This is a genomic window from Clavibacter phaseoli, from assembly GCF_021922925.1.
Lineage (GTDB): Bacteria > Actinomycetota > Actinomycetes > Actinomycetales > Microbacteriaceae > Clavibacter > Clavibacter phaseoli.
The window spans coordinates 2,394,327-2,416,117 of the sequence record NZ_CP040786.1; the positions used below are offsets into that span (position 1 = coordinate 2,394,327).

The window sequence follows — 21,791 nt, forward strand, 5'->3', positions numbered from 1 at the left end:
CACCGCTCGCGCACGCATGCTGCGTGGGCGCCCGGATCCACGCGCGGATCCCGCACGCGGGACACGATCTGGCGCCGAACCCGCCGTTACGGTGGAGGGACCGCACGCACCCGCACGATCGGAGGTCGATCCATGTCCAGCGCCGCAGCCCCCGCAGCCGTCATCGGCGAGCCCGAGGTCGTCGAGGACGTCGCGCGCGTCGCCTCCTCCCCCGCCTGGCTCGCCCTCAAGGACGCCGCCGTCGCCCTCCAGCCGATGCAGGCGAAGGACGGATCGGTCCCCGACGCCGCGCAGCACGCGGAGGCGACCCGCCTCGTCGCGGTGATCCGCGACGCCGTCCGCGCGCTCGCACCGCTCTTCCCGCATGACGCCGCGTACCTCGCCGCGCTCGACGTGGACTTCGCGCGCTGGGTCGACGCGGGCCTCGGCGTCCCCGACTTCCTCGACTCCCTGAACGCGTTCCAGCCGCAGCGCGACCGCGTGGACGGGATCCGGCACCTCGTCGTCTTCCCGATGACCACGCAGAACGGCAGCTCCAGCAGGCTGGTCGAGGCCGTGCTCATCGAGGTCGTCTGGCCGGAGTTCGTCGCCGAGCTGGAGGCGGGCGACTACGGCAACGCGCTGTTCGTCCCGATCCGCTTCGTCGACTTCACGCCCGGCTACGACACCAACTCCGCGGTGCTGTTCCCCGAGACCGTCGCGATGCGCGAGATCCCGACCTTCACGTGGGGCGCGATCTTCGCCGACCGCGAGGCCGCGCGGTTCCGGCGCGTGGTGCGCCACGCCGCCGAGGTCACGAAGCTCGAGCTGCCGGAGGACGCGCGGCGCCTGCTGGAGGACCAGCGGCTCGCGGAGGAGACCTTCGTGATGTGGGACCTCATCCACGACCGCACGCACATGCGCGGCGACCTGCCGTTCGACCCGTTCATGATCAAGCAGCGGATGCCGTTCTTCCTCTACTCGATCGAGGAGCTGCGCTGCGACCTCACCGCGTTCCGCGAGGCCGTCGCGATCCAGCGCCGGCTCGCCGCGGTGGATCCCGCCGAGCGCACCCCCGCCGACGACGCGCTCCTCGAGCGCGCCGGGATGGTGCAGCACGCCGTGATCTTCGACCGCATCTTCCGCTTCGCCATCACCGGATCCCGCGTCCGCAACTACGACGGCCTCGGCGGCCAGCTGCTGTTCGCGTGGCTGCACCAGCACCACGTGCTGCACTGGACCGACACGCGCCTCACGATCGACTGGGACGACGTCGCCGACGTGGTCGTGGCGCTCGCCGACCGGGTGAACGACCTCTACTGGCGCTCCATCGACCGGCCGAAGACCGCGCACTGGCTGGCCGCGTACGCGATGGTCACCGAGACGGTCACGCCGCACCCCGCGTCCACCTGGGCGAAGGGGCCGGACGCGCTGCCGCTCGACGGGCCGCCGAAGGGCCTCACCGACCTCGTGCTCGACGACGAGTTCCCGCTCAGCATGTTCTTCGAGGCGCTGGAGAAGAAGATGCGCGACGTCATCGGATCCACCGCCGGGATCACCGGGCAGGCCGCGTGAGCGTCGACGGCCGCGTGGTCGTGGTCGCCGGCGCGTCGAGCGTCGCCGGCCGGGCGGTCTGCGCCGAGCTGACGGCGGCGGGCGCGCGCGTCGTCGCCGTCGGCACGGACGCCGGGCGGCTTGACGACGTCGACGCGTCCCGGCGCGAGGTGTGCGACCTCGCCGACCACGCGGCCGTCGTGGAGCTGGCCGCGCGGGTCCGGGCCGACCTCGGCGGCGTCGACGGGCTGATCCACCTGGTCGGCGGCTGGCGCGGCGGCAACGGCCTCGAGGGCCAGACCGACGACGACTGGGACTTCCTGCACGAGCGGCTCGTCACCACGCTGCGCAACACCACGCGCGCGTTCGACGCCGACCTGCAGGCGTCCGACGCGGGCCGGCTCGCGATCGTCTCCTCCACGGCCGTGCAGCGCCCCTACCCCGGCGGCGCGAACTACTCGACCGCGAAGATCGCCGCCGAGACGTGGGTGCGCGCGGTCGACCGGGGGTTCTCCAAGGCCGGATCCCCCGCCCGCACCACGATCTTCGTCGTCAAGGCGCTGGGCGGGCTCGAGCGCGCGCTCGGCCGTCGCGTCGTGGAGCTGTGGACCTCCGTGCCGCCCGAGCGCGACCTGATCGAGGGCTGACGCGGCCGCTGCCGTAGCACACCCGCGGCCACCCCGGAGAGGGGTCGCATCCCCCCTGCCGCGGTCGCCGGAGCGCGGTATACGTTCACGGGGTGACCCCGCACGCCAGAACCGCCGAGCACGACGCCTTCGGGCCGTGGATCGACACCGTCCGCACCGCCGACGAGATCCCCCGCCTCTACCGCCCGCACGGCGTCGACCCGTTCGCCGCGCGTCTCGTGCTCAAGGTCCCGCGCGACATCCCGCGCCGCGACACCGACCCGACCATGGACCTGTACGACCACCTCCTCGTCGTCGGCGACCGCGACCTGGAGGTGCTCTCGCGACAGGGATCCGCGTTCACGGCCCGGCGCATCCCCTTCGCCGACCTCGTCGCGGTGCGCGACCGCGTCGACCTGCTCGACGGCCTGCTCACCGTGCACACGGCCGACGGCCAGGGCCTGCGGATCCCGTTCAACGGCGCCTCCGCCGACGTGGTCGTGGAGCTGACCGAGCTGCTGATGACCCTCGCGGGCGAGTCCGCCGGGGTGCGCCGCAACTGCCCGACTAGTACCCCCCGAGCGACGCCGCGCATCGACCTCGGGCAGGACGAGGCCGGCGTCGCCGCGGCGTACTGGGACCTGGCGTCGCGGGATCCGCAGCTCCGCTACCTCTCGTCGCGGCCGCGTACACCGCTCGTGCCCACGGCCGACGGCCTCATGGGCGCGCTGCAGCGCCTCCGGCCGATGAGCCTCGCCGGCCTGGTGGCGGCCTGCTCGCCACGCGAGCTGCTGATCCTCACCCGCCGCGACCAGGTCATCCGCCGCCGCACCGCGACGCTGTCGATCGACCGGCTCCGGATCCTCCGCCACGCCATCTCCAGCACCACCGCCGAGCCGCACCCGCGCTGGGTCGGCATGTCGACGGTCACCATCCGCGCGGGCGCCGCGTCCTTCGAGGTCGTCGCGGCATCCGCCGACGAGCTCGAGTGCGACCTGGTCACGGGCGGCTGCTGAGGCGGTCCGCCTCGTTCTGGGGGCGCGGCGCGGACCCGCGCGCGGCACGACGATCCCTAGCGTGGGGGCATGGAGCCGCCCCTCGTCGTCCTCGTGGTCCTCGTCGTCGCCGCGCTGCTCGTGGCCCGGATCCTCATCCGCCGCCGCGCCCGGGAGAAGGCGGAGCGCGAGCCGCAGGTGCCGACGATGCCCAAGGTGATCGCCGCCGCCCTCCTCGGCGCCGCGTTCCTCGCCATCGGCGTCTCGATCCTGGTGACGTCGCCCGACCTCTCCCAGGGCGACGGATCCGGGCGCTACGGCTGGATGCCCGCGTGGATCCAGGCGGCCGTGCTCCTGATCGGCGGCCTCGGCTTCGAGTACCTGGCCGTCGCGAACCTCCGGAAGCTCCGCGAGCGCCGCCGGCGGGGCGCCGACGCGGCCGCCTTCGACCCGCTGGCGGCCGACACCGACGTCGTCGACGAGCCCCGCCCGTAGGCCGGCCGCGATGACCGACGCCGTGATCCTGACCGGCACCGTCGGCGCGGGCAAGACCACCACGATGCACGCGCTCGGCGCCCTCCTCGCCGAGCGCGGGGTCCCCCACGCGCTGGTCGACATGGACGCCGTGCGCCTGCTCCACCCCGCCAACCCCGCGGATCCGTTCCAGCAGGAGCTGGCGCTCCGCAACCTCGGGGACCTGTCGCGCAACTACCGCCAGGCCGGCGCGCGCGTGGTGGTCGTCGCGACCGTCGTCGAGCGGGCGGGGGACCTGCCGCGCCACGTCGCCGCGCTCGGATCCCACGAGCCGCTGCTCGTCCGCCTCGCGGTCGACGCCGACATCGTGCGGGCACGGCTCGACGCCCGTCACCGCGACGACGCCGCGGCCCTCGCGTGGCACCGCGCACGCGCGCCCGAGCTCGCCGCGATCATCGACGCCGCGGACCTCGGCGGCGTCGCGATCGACACCACGTCCCGCACCCCGGCCGAGGTCGCGACGCTCGTCGCGGAGCGGATCGGATGGTGAGCGCCCCTAGGGTCGGATGGTGACCGACGACCTCCCCCTCGACTTCACCGCGCCGCTCTGGGCCTGGGAGGCGCGGCGCGAGCTCTGGACGTTCGTGTCGCTGCCCGCCGACCTCGCGCCGATGCTGAGCGAGATGGGACAGGCAGGGCGCCGCGGGTTCGGATCCGTGCCCGTCCGCGTGCGCGTCGGCACCACGACCTGGCGCACGTCCGTCTTCCCGCAGGGCGACGGCACGTGGATCCTCCCGGTCAAGCGGGCGATCCGCGACGCCCACGGGCTCGCGGTCGGCGACGACGTGCACGTCGACCTCGAGCCGCTGCCGTGAGCGGCGACCTCCTCCTCCGGCGCGCGCGCGTCTGGGCGCGCCCGGGCGCCGGCGTCACGGAGCCGCGCGACGTGTTCATCCGGGCGGGCCGCATCGTCGCCGTCGGCGCCGACCTCTCGGCCGAGGCCTCCGTCCCCGAGCTCGACCTCGCCGGTCGCGTGGTCGCCGCCGGCTTCTGGAACTGCCACGTGCACCTCACCGAGCGCGTCTGGAGCAGGGCCGCCCGCGACCCCGCCGCCGCCCAGGCCGCGATCGACGACATGATGCTGAGCCGCGGCTTCACGGGCGTCGTCGACCTCGGGTCACTGCCACGGACGACGAACGGGATCATCCGCCGCATCGGATCCGGGGAGCTGCGGGGCCCGCGCGTGCTGACGGCGGGCATCGGGGTCCGCCCCGTGCGCGGAATGCCGTTCTACATGCGCCCGATGGTGCCCTGGTTCGCGCGATGGATGCTGCCGATGCCGGCGACCCGACGCGGAGCCCGCCGGGTGGTCCGCCGTCAGCTCGCCGGCGGGGCGAGCGTCGTCAAGCTCTTCACCGGGTCCTACGTGACGCCCGAGCGGGTGAAGCCCATGCGGCGCGCGGTCGCCCGGGCCGCCGTCGCCGAGGCCCACCGCCGCGGTGCCCGCGTGCTCGCGCACCCCTCGGATCGACGGGGCACGTCGGTCGCGATCGACGCGGGCGTCGACGCCCTCGCGCACGTGCCCGACGAGACGGAGGGCACGCGAGAGCTCCTGGCCGAGGCGGCCGCGCGCGGGATCCGCGTGGTCCCGACGCTGCACATGTTCGCCGCGACCGTGCGACCCGACGAGTCGTACACCGGCCCGATCCGCGCGGCCCTCGCGGGCTTCGTCGCCGCGGGCGGGCGCGTGCTCTTCGGCACGGACGTGGGCTACATGCCCGACCGCGACACCGCGCCGGAGCTCGAGGCGATGGCGCGCGCGGGCCTGTCCGTCGACGCGATCCTCGCGTCGCTCACCACGGAGCCGGCAGCGTTCCTCGGTGCCGACGTCGCGGGGTCGGGCGTCGTCGAGCCGGGAGGCCGCGCCGACCTGACGGTCCTCGACGTGACGCGCGCGCCGCAGCCGGCCGACCTGGCCCGGATCCACGCCGTCGTCCGCGACGGCGTGCCGATCTGGTCGGCCGGCTGAACGCGCGACGCGACTAGCCGCCGGTGGGCGGCGTGTAGAGCTGCAGGTCGTTGCCCTCGCTGTCCTGGAACGGGAGGATGCGGCCCCACTCATGGTCGCTGATCTCGCCCGTGATCTCGGCGCCGCGGGCCGTGATCCTCTCGAGCTCGTCCTCGATGGAGCCCTCGGGCGTGAACGAGATGACCGCTCCGCCGCCCTTCGAGCCGCCCGCCTCCTCGCGCGCGTTGAGCCCGATCATCAGGCCGTCCGCGTCGATCTCGCTCCAGTCCGCGTCCTCGCTCGTCACCGTGAGACCGAGCGTGTCGCGGTAGAACGCCACCGCGCGCGTCATGTCCTGCACGGGCAGCCAGACCGTCGCCACCGAATCGACCATGGGATTCCTCCTCGTTCCGAGGCCGGTCGGTCGACCGGCTCACCCTCCCGGTCTACTCCCGGCCACGCGCCGCCTCCGGGGCGGGGAGCGGATCCACGGCCAGCCGAGATAGTTGACACCTGTCCACCACAGTCATATGGTTGCGGGTAGTCAACTATCCGGAGGAACATGTCCCAGCACCACCCGGCCACCGCGGCACCCGCGAAGGCCCCCCGCCGCACCGTCTCGGCCGACGGATCCATGTCGAAGCGCCAGGTCCTCGAGTCCCTCTCGGGCCTCCTGCTCGGCATGTTCGTCTCGATCCTCGCCGGCACCGTCGTCTCGACGTCGCTGCCGATCATCATCAGCGACCTCAAGGGCGACCAGTCCGGCTACACCTGGGTCGTCACCGCGACGCTGCTCGCCACCACCGTGAGCACGCCGCTCTGGGGCAAGTTCGCCGACCTCTTCAACCGCAAGCTGCTCATCCAGCTCGCCCTCGGCACCTTCGTGCTGGGATCCGCGCTCGCCGGCTTCTCCCAGAACACCGAGACGCTCATCGTCTTCCGCGTGCTCCAGGGCCTCGGCGCCGGCGGGCTCGCGGCGCTGAGCCAGATCATCATGGCCGACATCATCAGCCCGCGTGACCGCGGCCGCTACGCCGGCCTCTTCGGCGCCGTCATGGCCGTCGGCACCGTCGGCGGCCCGCTCCTCGGCGGCGTCGTGACGGACGCGTTCGGCTGGCGCTGGAACTTCTTCATCGCGCTGCCGATCGCCATCATCGCGATCATCCTGCTGCAGGTCACCCTCCACCTCCCGGCCCACCCGAAGCGCAAGGTGCACGTCGACTACCTCGGCGCGGTCTTCATCGCGAGCGGCGTCTCGCTCCTGCTCATCTGGGTCTCGCAGGCCGGCAAGCAGTTCGAGTGGGCGTCGGGCACCTCGTACCTCATGGCGGGCGGCGCGGTCGTGCTGCTCATCGCCGCGGTGATCACCGAGCTGCGCGTCTCCGAGCCGATCATCCCGCTCACCATGTTCCGCAACCGCACCTTCACCCTCGCGGTGCTCGCGAGCCTCGCGGTCGGCATCTCGCTGTTCGGCACCTCGGTCTTCCTCGCGCAGTACATGCAGCTGTCGCGCGGCGCCACGCCGACCCAGTCGGGCCTGCTGACCATCCCGCTCATGGCGGGCCTGCTCATCTCCTCGACCGTGTTCGGCAACCTGATCAGCCGCCGCGGCAAGTGGAAGGCGATCATGATCTCGGGCGCCGTGCTCATCGTCGCCGGCACCTCGCTGCTGTCCACGCTCCGCTACGACACCGACTTCGTGCTCGTCGGCATCTTCATGTTCGTGCTCGGCGCGGGCCTCGGAATGCTGATGCAGAACCTCGTCCTCGTCGTCCAGAACGCCATCGAGGTCAAGAACCTCGGCGTCGCCACCAGCGCGGTCACGTTCTTCCGCAGCCTCGGCGGCACCATCGGCGTATCGGTGCTCGGCTCGATCCTCGGCACGATCATCGCGTCGGAGATCACCGCCGGGATCACGAAGCTCGCCCCGGCCGACCAGGCCGCGGCCGCGCAGGCGCTCGGCTCCGGCGTCATCCCGCAGGTCTCGCAGCTCAGCCCCGCGGTCCGCACCGTGGTCGAGAGCGCGTACGGCGTGGGCATCGGCGACGTGTTCCTCTACAGCGTGCCGCTCGCGATCGTGTCGCTGATCGCGGTGATCTTCCTGCCCAACGCGCAGCTCGGCAGCAAGAACGCCGTGCAGCTCAAGAGCGATAAGGCCGCCACCGCCGACGCCCGCGAGGTGCACCGCACCGACGCCGAGGACGCGCTCATCGGCGCATCCGCCGGGGCCGTCGCCCTCACCCCCGCCGGCGAGGCGAACCCGACCGGGTCGATCCGACTGCCCGAGGCCGAGGACGCCGGGGTCGACTCCCGACGATGACCGACGAGGACCGCTCCCCCGTGGGCGACGCCGAGGGTGACTCCCCCGGCGTCGCCGAAGGGCTCGCCGACGGGATGGCCGACGGCGTCGCCGCGGGCATCGCCGAGGTGGAGGAGCAGATGACCGCCCTCGCCGCGCGCATCCGGGCGACGACCCGGGAGGCCGCGGCCAGGATCCACCCGGAGCTCCCGCCCATCGGCTACAAGATGCTCCGCGTGATCCGCCGCTGCGGCAGCGCCCACGCGAGCGCCGTCGCCGACCAGCTCGGGGTCGACCGCAGCGTCGTCAGCCGCCAGCTCCGCCAGCTCCAGGACCTGGGGCTCGTGGAGGTCGGCGCCGACGCGCAGGACGGCCGCGTGCGCGTGCTCGCCCTCACCGCGGCCGGACGCACGGGGATCGAGGCGGACGACGCCGAGGGCGGCAGCCGCCTGATCCGCGGCCTCGGCGAGTGGACGCGCGCCGACCTCGACGCGTTCGCCGGTTACCTCGCGCGGCTCAACGCGGGGGCGTCGTCCAACGCCGTGCCCGGCCCGCTCGCCTGCGGCCCGGACGCCGACACGGCCGCCGAGGCCCCGTCCGCGCCCGTGCACGCGGCCTGACGCCGGGCGGGACGGCTCAGAGGATCACGACGCGCCGTCGGACGGGGATGCGCTCCCCGACCGGCGGCGCGTCGTCGCGTCCGGGGCGCAGTGCTGGATCACCCCTCTTCCTCTGCCAGTCCACGGGCGAATCCATCCAGCGCTCGCACCAGTCGCACCTCGTCGGCGTAGATGCCCCGCGAGATGAGCAAGCAGCTGTCTCCGACCTGCGACGCGTGCGGTTCGAGGATCGGGAGGACGATGATCGCGCCGAGGCCACGACCCATTGCCGCCACCGTGGCCGCCTGAGAGCGCTCCTCGTCTGCGTCGACGAGACCGTACGATGCGGCGGGGAGGCTCAGGAAGAACTCCGTGTAGCGGTCGAGGTCGAGGAGGGCTCCGACTTCCGGATCCCATCGAGGAGGTATGACCTCGCGGATGGCGGCGGAATCGCCCGCCTCCGCGGCGAGCCGGGTCGCGTGCAGTCGGTCAGTTCCTCCTGCGTGCCAGGCGATCGCCTCCAGCCAGTGACGTCGCACCTGCTGCCCGACCTCGACGCCGGCGACACCCTCGAGTCGAGCGGCAGGTGCTGCGGGCCAGCGAGACGGCGGGATCCCCGTGTCCGGCAAGGCCCAGACGTCACGGATGTACATGAGCTTCACGAGCCCGTCATCGTCGACGACGATCGACGGTCCGGACGCCGGCGAAGAGGGCATTCCTTCCTCGTTCAGCATCTCACGGGCCTCCCCACGAGCTCGCGGCTCTCGCCCTCGGGACCGTCGAAGACGAAGTCGACGCTCATCCGAAGGACGCCGTCGGCCCGGCCGAGTAGCAGACCCGGCCGTTGACCCCCACCACATGCGCAGTCAACGGGACGACCGCGACGCCTGGACCGACGAGCGTCGCAGCGGCCTGAGCAGACCAGGCACCGCCGCTCGGCCCATCGCACGGGAACGTGTGAGAGGAGAACACCGACACGGCGTTCACGCGCCATGTCTTCTCAGCGACGGTGAAGGGGACTTTGTAGCCGGTCGTGACAGCCAGAGTGTCGTTGGACAGCTTGGCCGCGTTGACGAACGACGAGCCGCAGTCTCCCGGAGCGACGTTGTCGAGCACCGTCTGCCTCCTGGCTTCCGCGGAGACCGGCACGCTCGTCTGGCGCCCATCCGAGTTCGTCACGATGCGGTAGCCGTGCGCTTCGGCGACCGACGAGTCGTACCCGCGGAAGGACATGGGTGCACTCGCATAGGTGCCGGCGGTGGGGGTCGCATCCCGGCTGGCGGCTTGGGCAGGAAGAGCCACGCAGGTCGATGCGGCGATGGCGGCCAGCGCCACGACGGTGGCGGCGCTTCGTAGACGGGCTCGCGATTCCATGGTGATCTCCTTTGATCAGGTTGCGGCGAGGGCACCAATATGACGTCTTGGCCGCCTGATCCGGCGATCCGTCCACAGGTGCCCGCAGGTCGCCACGACATCCCGCGCCTACTCCCATGCGACAGCTAATCGCCGCGGGTGGCCGGTCCGCCGGTGCGCCGGGGCTCTCCGCCGATCGCCGCGTGCAGGGCCTCGAGGGCCGGCAGCGCGCGGGCGATGGCGCGCCGCTCGTCGGCCGTGAGGCTGCGGAGCGCGCCCACGAGCACGCCCTCGGCCGAGCGGTCGAAGGTGCGCAGCAGATCCCGCGCGTGATCCGTGAGGCCCACCTCGGTGCTGCGGCCGTCGCCCTTCGCGAGACGCCGGTCGACGAGGCCGTCCCGCTCCATGGCGAGGACGAGGTTGCTGATCGTGGAGCGCGCGAGGCCCAGCCCGCGGCCCAGCGCGGTGGGCGTCGCCCAGCCGGTGGTCTCGAGGCGGCGGAGCACCTCGACCTGCGCGTCGGGCAGGTCGGGGAGGTCGGCCGCGCTCCGCGACGCGTTCATGAGGCGCCGGCGGAAGGGTCCGAGCTCCGAGCCGAGGCGCCGGGCGACCGCCGCGAGCTCGGCGTCGGTCGGCTCGGAGGGCATGCCCCGAGGATACCCAGGCAGGTGCGCTTGTCACAAACGCATTCCGGGGTCAGGATCGTAGGCATGGAGAACATCACCACGAGCGTCGAGCACCCCGTGCCCGCTCAGGACCTCAGCCCCCTCGTCGGACACCGCCTCATCTACACGTACGCCAACGGCTGGCAGTACGAGATGTACGTGAAGAACGCCACGACCATCGACTACCGGATCCACTCCGGCATGGTCGGCGGCCGCTGGGTGAAGGACCAGACGGTCGACCTCGTCGCCCTCGCCGACGGCGTCTTCAAGGTCTCGTGGAACGAGCCCACGGGCACGAGCGTCGTCGTCAACATCATCCCGGCCGCGCGCGTGCTGCACGGCACGATCTTCTTCCCGCGCTGGGTGGAGGAGGACGGATCCAAGACCGTCCTCTTCCAGAACGACCACCTCGACGAGATGCGCGCGCACCGCGACGCGGGGCCCACGTACCCGATCTACGTCGTGCCGGAGTTCGCGCACATCACCCTCGACGAGTTCGTGGGCGCCGACGACGAGACCGTCGTCGACACCGCCCCCGGCGACCTCCCGGCCGGGTTCGCGGACCGGCGCAACTGATGGCCGCAGCGCCGGCGCCGGCGCCGCGCGTCGCGCCCCTCGAGCTCGACCACGGCGGGCGCACCCTCCGCGGCTGGGAGCACGGCACCGTGCGGCCCGGCGCCCCCGCGGCGCTCCTCGTGCACGGCTTCAGCGACACCGGCACCGGAGGCCACGGCCTCTGGGTGCCGGTCGCCCGGGCGCTGGCGGCGTCCGGCACGGCGGCGCGCGCGTACGACCGGCTCGGGCACGGCGTGAGCGACGGCGACTTCGCCGACGTGCGCCTCCTCGACGAGGTCGACCAGGTGTCCGCGATGATCCGCGCACTCGCCCGGGACGCGGACGGACCCGTGCACGTGGTCGCCCACAGCCTCGGCGCCGTCGAGTCCGCGCTGGCCGCCGCCCGCGCCCCCGAGCTCGTCGCGAGCCTCACGCTGTGGTCGCCGGCCGGCGTGGTCGTGGACGACATCACTGTGCACGGCCGCGTGATGAGCGTGCCTCTCGACGCAGCTCGCGACCGCGGCGTGGTGGACGTCGGCGGCATGGGCCTCGGTCTGGGCTTCCCGGACGAGGTGCTCGCGGGCGTCGACGTCTACGGACCAATCGCCGCATATCCCGGCCCCGTGGAGGTGCTGCACGGCACCGCCGACGAGGTCGTGCCGGTCTCGTACGGCGCGCGCTACGGCGAGCTCATGCCGGGGGCGACCTTCACGGCCGTGGAGGGCGCGGACCACGGGTGGTCGTCGGTGGAGCTGCGCCGGATGCTGGTCGAGCGGCTGCTCGCGCACGTGGCGCGGGCGTCGGGCTCGGCCGCGTAGCCGCCACGGCGCTCGGCGGGGAGGATGGGGGCGTGCTCGCCGACCTCGTCCTCCCCGTCCCGCTCGCCGCCCGCGTCGACGGGGTGGTCCTCCGCCGCGCGACGACCGCCGACCTCGCGCCGCTCATGGCCCTGCTCGCCGACGACCCGGTTAGCGCTTCGCGCGGCGACCGGGCGGACCCGAGCGACGCCGACCTCTACCGCGGCGCGCTCGCGCGCATCCTCGCGGACCCCGCCAACGACCTGCTCGTCGCGACCGACGCGGGCGGCGCGGTCGTCGGCACGCTGCAGCTCACGGTGATCCCCGGCATGGCCCGGCGCGGCGCCTCCCGCCTCCAGGTGGAGGCCGTGCGGGTGCGGAGCGACCTGCGCTCGAGCGGCATCGGCGGCGCCATGATGCGCTGGGTCGCTGAGGACGCCGCGCCCGCCCTCGGCGCCGCCCTCGTGCAGCTCACCTCGGACGCCGCGCGCGTCGACGCGCACCGCTTCTACGAGCGGCTCGGGTACGCGCCGTCGCACGTGGGGTTCAAGCTGCGGATCCCCCGCGACGCGTAGCCGCGCGGCTCAGCCGAGCGCGGACCGCATCGCCTCGAGCGCCGCGCGCGCCGCCGTCGGCCCGGTGTTGAGGTAGAACACGTCGTCGTCCACGAAGGTCACCGCGTCGTCCTCGACCGCCTGCAACGTCGGCCAGAGCGGCAGGCCGGTGAGCGCCGCCTCGTCGCCGCCCTGCACGCCAGCGAACACGTGGTCGCCCTCGGCCAGGTCGATCTGCTCCTCGCTGATGTCGCGCGAGGTCTGGTCCGTGAAGTCCTGCTCATCCGGGCGCGGGAGGCCCGCGTCCTCGGCCACGGATCCGGCGAAGGACGCCACGCCGAAGACGCGGATGCGGTCGGCCGAGGAGCGGAGGAACGAGACGGTCGGGCGGTCGGCGAGGCCCGCCCCGAACGCGGCCGCGTCGGACTGGTAGGAGTCCAGCCAGGACGCGGCCTGCTGGGTGCGGCCGACCGCGTCGGCGAGGAGCAGGAGGTCCTGCTTCCAGTAGAGGCCCGTGCCCTGGGTCGCGACCGTGGGCGCGATGGCGGAGAGGCTCGCGTAGAGCGACGCCGCGTCCTTGCCGGTGACGTTCATGAGGATCAGGTCGGGCGCGGCGGCGGCGACGCTCTCGATGTCGGGCGAGACGCGGTCGCCGAGCGGCGCCACCGCGGCGAGCGCGTCGGCGTCCTCGGGGAACGCGCGGGTGAGGTAGTCGGGGACGACGGCCGCTCCGTCCGCCGCCGTGGAGGCGACGGGGACGATCCCGAGGGTGAGCAGCGAGTCGGCCTGGCCGGTCGAGATGACGGCGACGCGCTGGGGCGCCGCGGGGATCGTGGTCGTGCCCGCGAAGTGCACGACGGTGCGCGGGAAGACGCCGTCGGGCTGGCCGCTGCCCTTGCCATCGGGCATGGTACGCGGCGTCGTGTAGCCGGCGCCGGCGGGATCGGCGGCGGCACCGGTGCCCGCGGCTCCGGCTCCGGTGGATGCGGCGGGCGCGGCGCACGCGGTGAGCGCGACGAGGACGGTCGCGGCGAGCGCGAGGCCCGCGACGCGGCGGCGGCGGGTGGGTCGGCGGTCGGGATGGGGAGGGGAGGCGATGATCACCGAGGCAGCTTAGGGTAGCCTTACCCGGCCATGCCACCGACCCGACCCGCGCCCGTCGCCGCCACCGCGGTCGTGGCCCTCGCGGCGCTCGTCGCGCTGTGCGCCGTGAGCCTCGCGACCGGATCCCGCGAGATCGCCCTCGACGCCGTGTGGCGCGCGATCCAGCATCCGGACGACGGCAGCCGCGACGCGATCATCGTCTGGCAGTTGCGGGCGCCGCGCACGCTCCTCGCGGTCGCGGTCGGCGTCCTCCTCGCGGTCGCGGGCGTCGTGATGCAGGCCATGACCCGCAACCCGCTCGCGGAGCCCGGGCTGCTCGGCGTCAACGCGGGCGCGTCGCTCGCCGTCGTGCTCAGCGTCGCGGTCCTCGGGGTCGGCTCGGCCGCCGGATACGCGGGGCCCGCGTTCGCCGGCGCCGCCCTCGCCGCCGTGGTCGTGGTGCTCGTCGGGATGCGGGCGGGGCCGCGCGCGGATCCCACGCGCCTGCTCCTCGCCGGCACCGCGCTGACCGCGAGCCTCGCCTCGGTCACGGGCGTCGTCACCCTCTCCGACCCGCGCACCTTCGGCGACTACCGCTCCTGGGTGGTCGGATCCGTCGCCTCGCGCGACCCCGCCGACCTCGTCTGGCTCCTGCCGCTCACGGTCGTGGTGGTCATGGGCGCGCTCCTGCTCGTGCGCCCGCTCGCGGTGCTGGCGCTCGGCGACGACACGGCGACCGCGCTCGGCAGCTCCGTCGGGCGGGTGCGGCTCGCGGGCTTCGCCATCGTGACGCTCGCGTGCGGCGCCGCGACCGCGGTCGCCGGGCCGATCTCGTTCGTCGGGCTCGTCGTGCCGCACGCGGTGCGCCTGGTCGTCGGGCGGCGGGAGCGGCGGGTGCTGCTCGGATCCGTCGCGGCCGGGCCCCTGCTCGTGCTGGGCGCCGACGTCCTCGGCCGCATCGTCGCCCGGCCCGGCGAGCTGGAGGCGGGCATCGTCACGGCGTTCATCGGCGCGCCCGTGCTGCTCGCCCTGGTGCTCCGGCGGACGGGCGCGCGGTGAGGCCGCGCATCCCGCGGCGGGACCGCGTCGTCCTCGGGATCCTCGTGCTCGCGCTCCTCGGCGCCGCCGCGGTCGGCCTCGGCACGGGCGCCTACCCGCTGTCGCCGCCGCAGGCGCTCGACGCCCTGCTCGGCGGCGGCGACGCGCAGGCCCGCTTCATCGTCGCCGACCAGCGGCTGCCGCGCGTGGTGTGCGCGATCGCGGTCGGCGCCGCGCTCGGCCTCAGCGGCATGGTGTTCCAGAGCGTCTCGCGCAATCCGCTCGGGAGCCCGGACGTCATCGGGTTCAGCACAGGCGCGGCGACCGGCGGGCTCGTCGCGATCCTGGTGACCGGATCCACCGCCGCGGCGCCCTCCTCGGCCGGATCCATCGCCCTCGGCACAGTGGCCGGCGGCTTCGCGACCGCGTTCGCCGTGCACCTGATGAGCTCCCGCACCGCGACGACGGGCGAGCGGCTCGTGCTGGTGGGCATCGCGGTCGGGGCGATGCTCGCCTCGGTCAACGACTTCCTCATCACCCGCAGCGACCTCGAGCTGGCACAGGCCGCCGCGACCTGGCGCTTCGGCACGCTCAACGGCATCTCGTGGCCGCAGGTCGCGCCCGCCGTCGCGGTGCTCGCCGTGATCGTGCCGCTCGCGTTCCTCGGCGAGCCGCCGCTGCGCATGCTCGAGATGGGCGACGACACCGCTCGCGCGCTCGGCCTCGACGTCGGCAGATGGCGGACCGCGTTGCTCGCGGCGGGCGTCGCGCTGGCCGCGGTCGGCGTCGCGGCCGTGGGCCCGGTCGGCTTCGTCGCGCTCGCCACGCCGCACCTCGCCCGCCGCATGATGCCCGGGAGCCGGGGCCGCATGCTGCCCGCGCTCGTGGTCGGGGCGCTGCTGCTGAGCGTCGCGGACCTCGTGGCCGGGCGGCTGCTCAGCCCGTTCCAGATCCCGGTCGGGCTCGCCACCTCCGCGCTCGGCGGGATCTACCTGCTGTGGCTGCTCGCCTCGCCGGACACGTCGCGCCGGGCGGCCGCGGGCGGCTGATCCACGGGCAGCTGGTCCGCGGAGCCGCTCAGTCCTCGACGCGCACGCGGAAGTGCCGCGCGAAGACCGGCCCCAGCGCCATGAGCTGGGTCGAGTCGAGCACGGCGCCGCGGAGGCCGTCGGGGGTGTCGAGGTCCATGATCTCGGCGCCGCGGAGGTCCAGGTGCGTGAGCGACGAGTCGGCGAGGTCGAGGGTGCCGATGGTGGTGCGGGCGAACGCGACGCGCATGCCGGCGGTGCCGCGGAGGTCCAGCTCCTCGATGGCGCAGTCGGTGATGAGCAGGTCGGTGATCTTCGAGCCGCGCAGGTTCACGAAGCCGAGCCGGCAGTCGGTGATGTGCACGGAGGAGAGCGTGGCGTCGTAGAGCTCGGCGGATCCGACGCGCGAGCCCTCGAGGCGCACGTCGCGCATCCGGATCCTGGGCGCCTTCAGCACGGGCGCGTCGAGTCGGGAGGCGAGCACGTCCACGAGGCTCGCGGCCGTGAGGTCGGCCTCGTGCAGGCGGATCCGCTCGAGCGCGCACTCCTCGAATCCGATGTCGACGAGGTCGGCGTCCGAGAGGTCGGCGTCGGCGAACCGCAGCCGCTCGAAGGACGCGTGCGCGTCGAGGTCGGACGGGTCGCCGTCGGCGAGCCCGTCGAGCCGCGGGTCGCTGATCCGGGGCGGGAGGATGCGGGTGGATGCGGCCATGCGGAGCCTCCGGGTGCTCGGGTGGATGCCGTCGGCGGGCGGCGCTCCCACGGTACGGGAGACCCCCGCGGGTGCGGGATGCGGGGATGGCCGCGGGTGCGGCCATGGGCACAGCCCCCGCGAAGATCGCCCCCATCGGGGGTCGTGACGGCGCCGTCGTCGCGGAGTAGACCGGTCTCCCGACCGGCAGCCCGCCGGTCCGAGCATCGGAGCCCCCATGCCATCCGTCCGCCGACGCGGTCTCGTCGGCCTCATCGCCCTGGCCCTGATCACCGCCGCTCAGGCCGGCCCCGCCTCCCCCGCGTCCGCGGGTCCCGCCCCCGCGCCCCGCGCCATCACCGCGACCGTCGTCGGCCGCGTCTACCTCGACCGCGTGGATCCCCGGAACCTCGTCCGCGCGGGCGAGGTCTCGCTCGAGCTCGCCGACATCCCGTTCGGGGACAGCGTCGACATCGTCGACGGCGTGTTCCGCTTCGACGGGATGCGCGCCACCCGCTACACGCTGCGCGCCTGGGTCTCGCTCGGCGGCAAGCCCGCGTCGCAGTACCTCGGCCAGGTCAACGAGTGGCGGGACGCGCGCTTCTTCACCGCCCCCGCCGGCCGCGAGACCCGCGTCGACATCGTTCTCCGCACGCCCGCGGGCATCGGCGGCACGGTGACGCTGCCCGGCGGAGCGCCCGCCGCCGCCGCGCCCGTTGACGTCCTGCGCGCGACCGGCGACGGGCGACTGGAGGCGTCCGGCTTCACGGACGCGTCCGGCCGCTACGCGCTCGGGAACCTGGAGCCCGGGTTCTACGTCGTGCGCTTCGGCACGCCGTCGTCGGATCCCCGCGCCTACCTCCCCGAGTGGTCCGGCGACCGGACGCAGCGCGCCCTCGCGACGCGCATCGCCGTCTCGCGCTGGGGGCAGGTGGTCACGGGCGTCGACGCGACGCTCGCGCCCACCCCTTGACGCGGTTTCCCCACCCGCTGGACGATGGCGCATGGCCGCTGTCGAGCACTTCGAGATCCCCGCCGATGACATGGCGCGCGCGAGCGCGTTCTACTCCGCCGTCTTCGGCTTCCGGTACGAATCGTGGGGAGACGACGCGGGCATGATCCTCACCGGCTCGGACGACGGGATAGACGGCGACCTCCACCGGCGCGCGGACGTCCCGCACCCCACCATCGTGATCACGGTCGACTCCATCGAGGAGACGGTCGCGCAGGTCGAGGCGCACGGCGGGTCCACCATGGGCGGGATCCAGATGCTCAACGAGACCGACCGCTGGGCCTACGTGCGCGACAGCGAGGGCAACGCGATCGGCCTGTTCGACCACGGGCCGGGTGCATCCGCAGACCCGGCCGACCCGCCCACGGCCGCCGCCGGCTGACGGCGGCCGCGCGCGGTCACGCCCGGCTACGCGTTGTCGTCCCCATTGTCGATCACGACCTGCCGGTTCGGATCCGCGAACGGCAGCCCCTCCGCGCCCGACACGTCCGGCATGTCCTCGCCGTGCTCGCGCGTGAAGACGCGGTGCGCGATGCGCTCGTCGTCCATGCGCTGCGAGAGGCCCGCGTAGGTGGTCTCGAGGTGCGGCACGCGGCGGATCACGTCCATCACGAGCCGGAACCGGTCGAGGTCGTTGAGCATCAGCATGTCGAACGGCGTGGTCGTGCCGCCCTGCTCCACGAAGCCGCGCACGTGCATGTTCGCGTGGTTGTGGCGCTTGTAGGTGAGGCGGTGGATGAGCGACGGGTACCCGTGGAAGGCGAACACCACGGGCTTGTCGCGCGTGAACAGGGCGTCGAAGGATCCGTCGTCGAGGCCGTGGGGGTGCTGCGTGGAGTCCTGCAGCCGCATCAGGTCGACCACGTTGATGAACCGCACGCGCAGCTGCGGGATCTCGCGCTTGAGGATCTGCACCGCCGCCATCGCCTCCACGGTCGGGATGTCGCCCGCGCACGCGACGACCACGTCGGGCTCGAGACCCGGCACCTCGGTGCCCGCCCACTCCCACACGCCGACGCCGCGCGCGCCGTGCGCCCGCGCCTCCTCGAGCGAGAGCAGGCTCGCGGTCGGCTGCTTGCCGGCGACGACCACGTTGATGAGGTCGGTGCCGCGCAGGCAGTGGTCCATCGTGACGAGCAGCGAGTTCGCGTCGAACGGCAGGTACACGCGCACGATCTCGGCGCGCTTGTTCACGACGTGGTCGAGGAAGCCGGGATCCTGGTGCGAGAAGCCGTTGTGGTCCTGCCGCCAGACGTGCGAGGAGAGCAGGTACGTGAACGACGCGACCGGCCGCCGCCACTCCACCTTCGAGCTCGACTCGAGCCACTTCGCGTACTGGTTGAACATCGAGTCGACGATGTGGATGAAGGCCTCGTACGAGGTGAAGAGCCCGTGCCGGCCGGTGAGCAGGTACGCCTCGAGCAGCCCCTGCGTGATGTTCTCGTTGAGGATCTCGATGACCCGGCCCTCATGCGCCAGGTGCTCGTCGACCGGCAGCACCTCGCCCTGCCAGGCCTTCGCCGTGACCTCGTAGACGTCGTCGAGCCGGTTGCTGGCGGTCTCGTCGGGGCCGAAGATCCGGAAGTCGAGCGGGTTGCGGGCGATCACGTCGCGCAGCCAGCCGCCGAGCACGCGGGTCGGCTCGGCGATGACGCCGCGGCCGTCGCTGAGGTCGATCGCGTTCACCTCGAGCGGCGGGAGCCGGAGGTCGCGGCGGAGCAGGCCGCCGTTGGCGTGCGGGTTGGCGCTCATCCGCCGGTCGCCCTCGGGCCGGTTCGGCTGGAGCGCGGGCGTCAGGCGGCCGTCGCGGTCGAAGAGCTCGTGCGGGCGGTAGCTCTCGAGCCACTCCTGGAGCTGGCGGAGGTGATCCGGGTCGTCGCGGACACCTGAGAGCGGCACCTGGTGCGCGCGCCACGTGCCCTCGACCGGCTTGCCGTCGACCTCCGCCGGGCCGGTCCAGCCCTTCGGGGTGCGGAGGATCAGCATCGGCCAGGCCGGGCGCTCCTCGCTGCCGCCCGTGCGGGCCGCGAGCTGGATCCGGCTGATCTCGTCGAGCGCGTCGCCCAGCGCGAGCGCGAACCGCTCGTGCACCGCCGCGTGGTCCTCGCCGTCGAAGCCGCCCGTGACGATCCGCGGGGAGTAGCCGTAGCCCGTGAAGAGCGCGAGCAGCTCCTCCTCCGGGATGCGGGCGAGCACGGTGGGGTTCGCGATCTTCCAGCCGTTGAGGTTGAGGATCGGCAGCACCGCGCCGTCCGACTCCGGGTCGAGGAACTTGTCGAGGTGCCAGCTGGCGGCGAGGGTCCCGGTCTCCGCCTCGCCGTCGCCGATCACGCACGCGACCACGAGGTCCGGGTTGTCGAGCGCCGCGCCGTACGCGTGCACGAGCGAGTAGCCGAGCTCGCCGCCCTCGTTGATGGATCCGGGCGTCTCGGGCGCCGCGTGCGACGGCACGCCGCCCGGGAACGAGAACTGGCGGAAGAGGTGGCGGAGCCCGTCGCGGTCGGGCGTCGCCGCCGAGAACAGCTCCGAGTAGGTGCCGTCGAGGTAGGCGTTCGCGACCATGCCGGGACCGCCGTGGCCGGGGCCGGCGATGTAGATCATGTCGAGGTCGCGCTCGATGATCGCCCGGTTGAGGTGCGCGTAGACGAAGTTCAGCAGCGGGGTCGTGCCCCAGTGCCCGAGGAGGCGCGGCTTGATGTCGTCGCGCGTGAGCGGGCGCTCGAGCAGCGGGTCGTCGAGCAGGTAGATCTGGCCGACGGAGAGGTAGTTGGCGGCGCGCCACCACCCGTCGACGACGTCGAGGTAGAGGGGCGCGGCGGGGTCGCGGGGTGCGGTGTCGGAGGCCATGAGTCAGCCTACGGCGGGGGCTGGCGGGTGGGCAGGGCGGGGCGGATCCCGTCAGGAGGATCGCAGCCAGGGGCCGGTCGCGGGCGTCGCGGCTAGCCGCTGCGCGACGGATCCGCGCCCCGCGGCCACCCCGCCGCGGGGCGCCGGCGCATCATGGCCACGCGGAGGACCGGCGCGCGGCGCGCCCGCCATCGCGACGAACCCACCTCACGAGAAGGAGGCCATCGTGCCCACGAAGATCACCCTCATCATCGGCGAACCGAGCGACCCGGCCGCGTTCGAGGAGGCCTACCGCGGCATCGCCGACCTCGCGCGCGAGCTCCCGGAGCTGCGCCGCCTCGAGTCGGCCAAGGTGCTCCCCAAGGAGGACGGCACCCCGACGCCCGCGCACCGGACCCTCGACCTGTACTTCGACTCCTACGAGGACGCCTCCGCGGCGGTGGCGACGCCCGAGGCGGGCGAGCTGTTCGGACGGCTCGGGAAGACGGGCGCATCGCTCACGGGCCTGTTCTCGGACATCGAGAGCGCCTGACCCGGCCCCGCACGCGACGACGGCGCCGCATCCCCACGGGACGCGGCGCCGTCGTCATGCGGTGTGGCGAGGATCAGGCCTTCGTCGGCCCGTAGAACGCCTCGACCTCGGCCAGCTCGCGCTCAGCCGTCTCCTGGATCAGCGCCAGCAGGTCCTTGTCGAGACCCGGCGCGAACTCCTCGAGCCGCTCGGGCGCGATGGTCGACGGGACGCCCTGCGGCGCCTGCTCGGTCGCGGTGAGGTCGGTGCCGTCCTTCGAGGGCGACGCGCCCTGGAAGATCCGGCCGGCCTCGCTCTTGCCGTCGAGGTCGAAGCTGTACTGCTTGCTCTGGAGGCCGAGGTCCACCAGCTTCTTCACCTCGGGGAACTGCTCCGCGTTGGTCTTCGGGATCGGCAGGAGCTTGCCCCAGTCGACGCCGAGCGTCTCGAGCGCCTTCGCGTACGCGTTCTCGTGCGCCTGGTCGCGCACGATGAGGTACGCGACGGTCGCGCGGGCGACGGGGTTGTCGGTCATCTCGTAGATGCGGCACTTCTGCAGGCGGCCGGTCGACTCGAGCATGACGTTGTAGAGCAGGTCGAGCGGGAGGTTGCCCGAGTTGTAGACGTAGCTGCCGCTCCACGGGTTGCCGGCGGCGTCGACGGGCAGCGCGCCCTGGGCGCCCACGAGGTGGTGGTGGATGTTGCCGTGGTCGAGCGCGATGCTCAGCGGCGTCGCCCCTCCCTTGCCCGGGGTGTCGAGCGGGTCGGTGAGCTTGCCGCTGTACTCGGGCGCGCCGTCGAGCAGGCGCGAGATCGTGGTGCCGATGAGCTCGACGTGGCTGATCTCCTCGGTGCCGACGCCCTGGATCAGGTCGCGGTACGGCTTGGCGGCGGCGCCGCGGAAGTTCATCGCCTGGAACAGGTACTGCATCATCGTGCGCATCTCGCCGAACTGGCCGCCGAGGCCCTCCTGCAGCGCGCTGGCGGCGGCAGGGTCGGGCTCGCCGTCGGCGATCTCGTTGATCCAGGTCTGTGCGTGGAAGTACATAGGAGCTCCTATTTCTTCATGCGGCGAATCCGCCGTCTCCCCCACCCTGCTCCGCATGCCGAGCAGCGACCGGAC

25 protein-coding genes are annotated in these 21,791 nt (G+C 73.5%); 17 read left to right on the forward strand and 8 right to left on the reverse strand.

The window, feature by feature from the left end; translation table 11 throughout:
• The first annotated feature begins 132 nt into the window (after positions 1-132).
• From FGI33_RS11190 to FGI33_RS11220, 7 genes are all read left to right on the forward strand, one after another.
• The gene (locus FGI33_RS11190) at positions 133-1,554 is read left to right on the forward strand and encodes a DUF6421 family protein (protein ID WP_119435467.1); all 1,422 of its coding nucleotides are present in this window, start codon (positions 133-135) and stop codon (positions 1,552-1,554) included.
• The gene (locus tag FGI33_RS11195; protein WP_194674820.1) at positions 1,551-2,180 is read left to right on the forward strand and encodes an SDR family oxidoreductase; all 630 of its coding nucleotides are present in this window, start codon (positions 1,551-1,553) and stop codon (positions 2,178-2,180) included. Before FGI33_RS11190 ends, FGI33_RS11195 begins: the two co-directional genes overlap by 4 nt.
• 92 nt (positions 2,181-2,272) lie before the next feature.
• On the forward strand, positions 2,273-3,175 hold the full coding sequence (locus FGI33_RS11200; protein WP_119434535.1) for a hypothetical protein: 903 nt from the start codon (positions 2,273-2,275) through the stop codon (positions 3,173-3,175).
• Between the two features lie 69 nt (positions 3,176-3,244).
• Entirely contained in the window at positions 3,245-3,649 is a 405-nt protein-coding gene (locus FGI33_RS11205) for a hypothetical protein (protein ID WP_119434534.1), read from the forward strand.
• 10 nt (positions 3,650-3,659) lie between these two features.
• A complete protein-coding gene (locus FGI33_RS11210; RefSeq protein WP_119434533.1) occupies positions 3,660-4,178 on the forward strand; it encodes an AAA family ATPase in 519 nt (172 codons plus the stop codon).
• Positions 4,179-4,194: 16 nt separating this feature from the next.
• The gene (locus FGI33_RS11215) at positions 4,195-4,503 is read left to right on the forward strand and encodes a DUF1905 domain-containing protein (protein WP_119434532.1); all 309 of its coding nucleotides are present in this window, start codon (positions 4,195-4,197) and stop codon (positions 4,501-4,503) included.
• A complete protein-coding gene (locus tag FGI33_RS11220) occupies positions 4,500-5,657 on the forward strand; it encodes an amidohydrolase family protein (protein WP_182623294.1) in 1,158 nt (385 codons plus the stop codon). The genes FGI33_RS11215 and FGI33_RS11220 overlap by 4 nt, the downstream gene beginning before the upstream one ends.
• A 13-nt stretch (positions 5,658-5,670) precedes the next feature.
• On the opposite strand, the gene FGI33_RS11225 is transcribed toward FGI33_RS11220, so the two are convergent.
• Positions 5,671-6,030: a VOC family protein gene (locus FGI33_RS11225; RefSeq protein ID WP_119434530.1), complete on the reverse strand. Its 360-nt coding sequence runs from the start codon at positions 6,028-6,030 to the stop codon at positions 5,671-5,673.
• 168 nt (positions 6,031-6,198) lie between these two features.
• Here FGI33_RS11225 and FGI33_RS11230 point away from each other — a divergent pair, with 168 nt between their 5' ends.
• Both FGI33_RS11230 and FGI33_RS11235 read left to right on the forward strand, forming a co-directional pair.
• The gene (locus FGI33_RS11230; RefSeq protein ID WP_237581902.1) at positions 6,199-7,956 is read left to right on the forward strand and encodes a DHA2 family efflux MFS transporter permease subunit; all 1,758 of its coding nucleotides are present in this window, start codon (positions 6,199-6,201) and stop codon (positions 7,954-7,956) included.
• Positions 7,953-8,555 carry a MarR family winged helix-turn-helix transcriptional regulator gene (locus FGI33_RS11235; protein WP_237581903.1) on the forward strand — a complete coding sequence of 201 codons (603 nt, stop codon included), beginning with the start codon at positions 7,953-7,955 and terminating at the stop codon, positions 8,553-8,555. Before FGI33_RS11230 ends, FGI33_RS11235 begins: the two co-directional genes overlap by 4 nt.
• 98 nt (positions 8,556-8,653) lie before the next feature.
• Here FGI33_RS11235 and FGI33_RS11240 read toward each other — a convergent pair whose 3' ends face one another.
• The 3 genes from FGI33_RS11240 to FGI33_RS11250 all read right to left on the reverse strand — a co-directional run bounded on the left by FGI33_RS11240 (position 8,654) and on the right by FGI33_RS11250 (position 10,534).
• On the reverse strand, positions 8,654-9,268 hold the full coding sequence (locus FGI33_RS11240) for a hypothetical protein (protein ID WP_147359486.1): 615 nt from the start codon (positions 9,266-9,268) through the stop codon (positions 8,654-8,656).
• Positions 9,269-9,332: 64 nt separating this feature from the next.
• Entirely contained in the window at positions 9,333-9,908 is a 576-nt protein-coding gene (locus FGI33_RS11245; RefSeq protein ID WP_119435423.1) for a hypothetical protein, read from the reverse strand.
• Between the two features lie 125 nt (positions 9,909-10,033).
• Positions 10,034-10,534 (reverse strand): MarR family winged helix-turn-helix transcriptional regulator, encoded by a 501-nt coding sequence (locus FGI33_RS11250; RefSeq protein ID WP_086506877.1) that lies wholly within the window; start codon positions 10,532-10,534, stop codon positions 10,034-10,036.
• Between the two features lie 63 nt (positions 10,535-10,597).
• Here FGI33_RS11250 and FGI33_RS11255 point away from each other — a divergent pair, with 63 nt between their 5' ends.
• The 3 genes from FGI33_RS11255 to FGI33_RS11265 are packed head-to-tail and all read left to right on the forward strand — an operon-like array spanning position 10,598 to position 12,479.
• Positions 10,598-11,128 carry a phenolic acid decarboxylase gene (locus FGI33_RS11255; protein ID WP_119435422.1) on the forward strand — a complete coding sequence of 177 codons (531 nt, stop codon included), beginning with the start codon at positions 10,598-10,600 and terminating at the stop codon, positions 11,126-11,128.
• On the forward strand, positions 11,128-11,925 hold the full coding sequence (locus FGI33_RS11260; protein ID WP_237581904.1) for an alpha/beta hydrolase: 798 nt from the start codon (positions 11,128-11,130) through the stop codon (positions 11,923-11,925). Before FGI33_RS11255 ends, FGI33_RS11260 begins: the two co-directional genes overlap by 1 nt.
• A 32-nt stretch (positions 11,926-11,957) precedes the next feature.
• Positions 11,958-12,479, forward strand: a complete 522-nt coding sequence (locus tag FGI33_RS11265; protein WP_119435439.1) for a GNAT family N-acetyltransferase — start codon at positions 11,958-11,960, stop codon at positions 12,477-12,479.
• 9 nt (positions 12,480-12,488) lie between these two features.
• Here the strand turns inward: FGI33_RS11265 and FGI33_RS11270 are convergent, their stop codons facing one another.
• A complete protein-coding gene (locus tag FGI33_RS11270; protein WP_119435440.1) occupies positions 12,489-13,562 on the reverse strand; it encodes an ABC transporter substrate-binding protein in 1,074 nt (357 codons plus the stop codon).
• A 30-nt stretch (positions 13,563-13,592) separates the two neighbouring features.
• On the opposite strand from FGI33_RS11270, the gene FGI33_RS11275 reads away from it, so the two are divergent.
• Both FGI33_RS11275 and FGI33_RS11280 read left to right on the forward strand, forming a co-directional pair.
• Positions 13,593-14,600: a FecCD family ABC transporter permease gene (locus tag FGI33_RS11275; RefSeq protein WP_237581905.1), complete on the forward strand. Its 1,008-nt coding sequence runs from the start codon at positions 13,593-13,595 to the stop codon at positions 14,598-14,600.
• Positions 14,597-15,628 carry a FecCD family ABC transporter permease gene (locus FGI33_RS11280; protein ID WP_237581906.1) on the forward strand — a complete coding sequence of 344 codons (1,032 nt, stop codon included), beginning with the start codon at positions 14,597-14,599 and terminating at the stop codon, positions 15,626-15,628. The genes FGI33_RS11275 and FGI33_RS11280 overlap by 4 nt, the downstream gene beginning before the upstream one ends.
• A 28-nt stretch (positions 15,629-15,656) precedes the next feature.
• Here FGI33_RS11280 and FGI33_RS11285 read toward each other — a convergent pair whose 3' ends face one another.
• The gene (locus FGI33_RS11285) at positions 15,657-16,319 is read right to left on the reverse strand and encodes a pentapeptide repeat-containing protein (protein WP_119433867.1); all 663 of its coding nucleotides are present in this window, start codon (positions 16,317-16,319) and stop codon (positions 15,657-15,659) included.
• A gap of 217 nt (positions 16,320-16,536) precedes the next feature.
• Here FGI33_RS11285 and FGI33_RS11290 point away from each other — a divergent pair, with 217 nt between their 5' ends.
• Together FGI33_RS11290 and FGI33_RS11295 are read left to right on the forward strand one after the other, a co-directional pair.
• Positions 16,537-17,271, forward strand: coding sequence for a carboxypeptidase regulatory-like domain-containing protein (locus FGI33_RS11290; RefSeq protein ID WP_119433866.1), 735 nt, complete (start codon positions 16,537-16,539; stop codon positions 17,269-17,271).
• Positions 17,272-17,302: 31 nt separating this feature from the next.
• Positions 17,303-17,692: a VOC family protein gene (locus tag FGI33_RS11295; protein WP_119401550.1), complete on the forward strand. Its 390-nt coding sequence runs from the start codon at positions 17,303-17,305 to the stop codon at positions 17,690-17,692.
• A 26-nt stretch (positions 17,693-17,718) separates the two neighbouring features.
• On the opposite strand, the gene FGI33_RS11300 is transcribed toward FGI33_RS11295, so the two are convergent.
• A complete protein-coding gene (locus FGI33_RS11300) occupies positions 17,719-20,157 on the reverse strand; it encodes a phosphoketolase family protein (RefSeq protein ID WP_119433865.1) in 2,439 nt (812 codons plus the stop codon).
• A 226-nt stretch (positions 20,158-20,383) separates the two neighbouring features.
• Between FGI33_RS11300 and FGI33_RS11305 the strand changes: the two genes are divergently transcribed.
• Positions 20,384-20,689 (forward strand): EthD family reductase, encoded by a 306-nt coding sequence (locus FGI33_RS11305; protein ID WP_119433864.1) that lies wholly within the window; start codon positions 20,384-20,386, stop codon positions 20,687-20,689.
• A gap of 73 nt (positions 20,690-20,762) precedes the next feature.
• Here the strand turns inward: FGI33_RS11305 and FGI33_RS11310 are convergent, their stop codons facing one another.
• The gene (locus FGI33_RS11310) at positions 20,763-21,716 is read right to left on the reverse strand and encodes a manganese catalase family protein (protein WP_119433863.1); all 954 of its coding nucleotides are present in this window, start codon (positions 21,714-21,716) and stop codon (positions 20,763-20,765) included.
• Between the last annotated feature and the right edge of the window lie 75 nt (positions 21,717-21,791).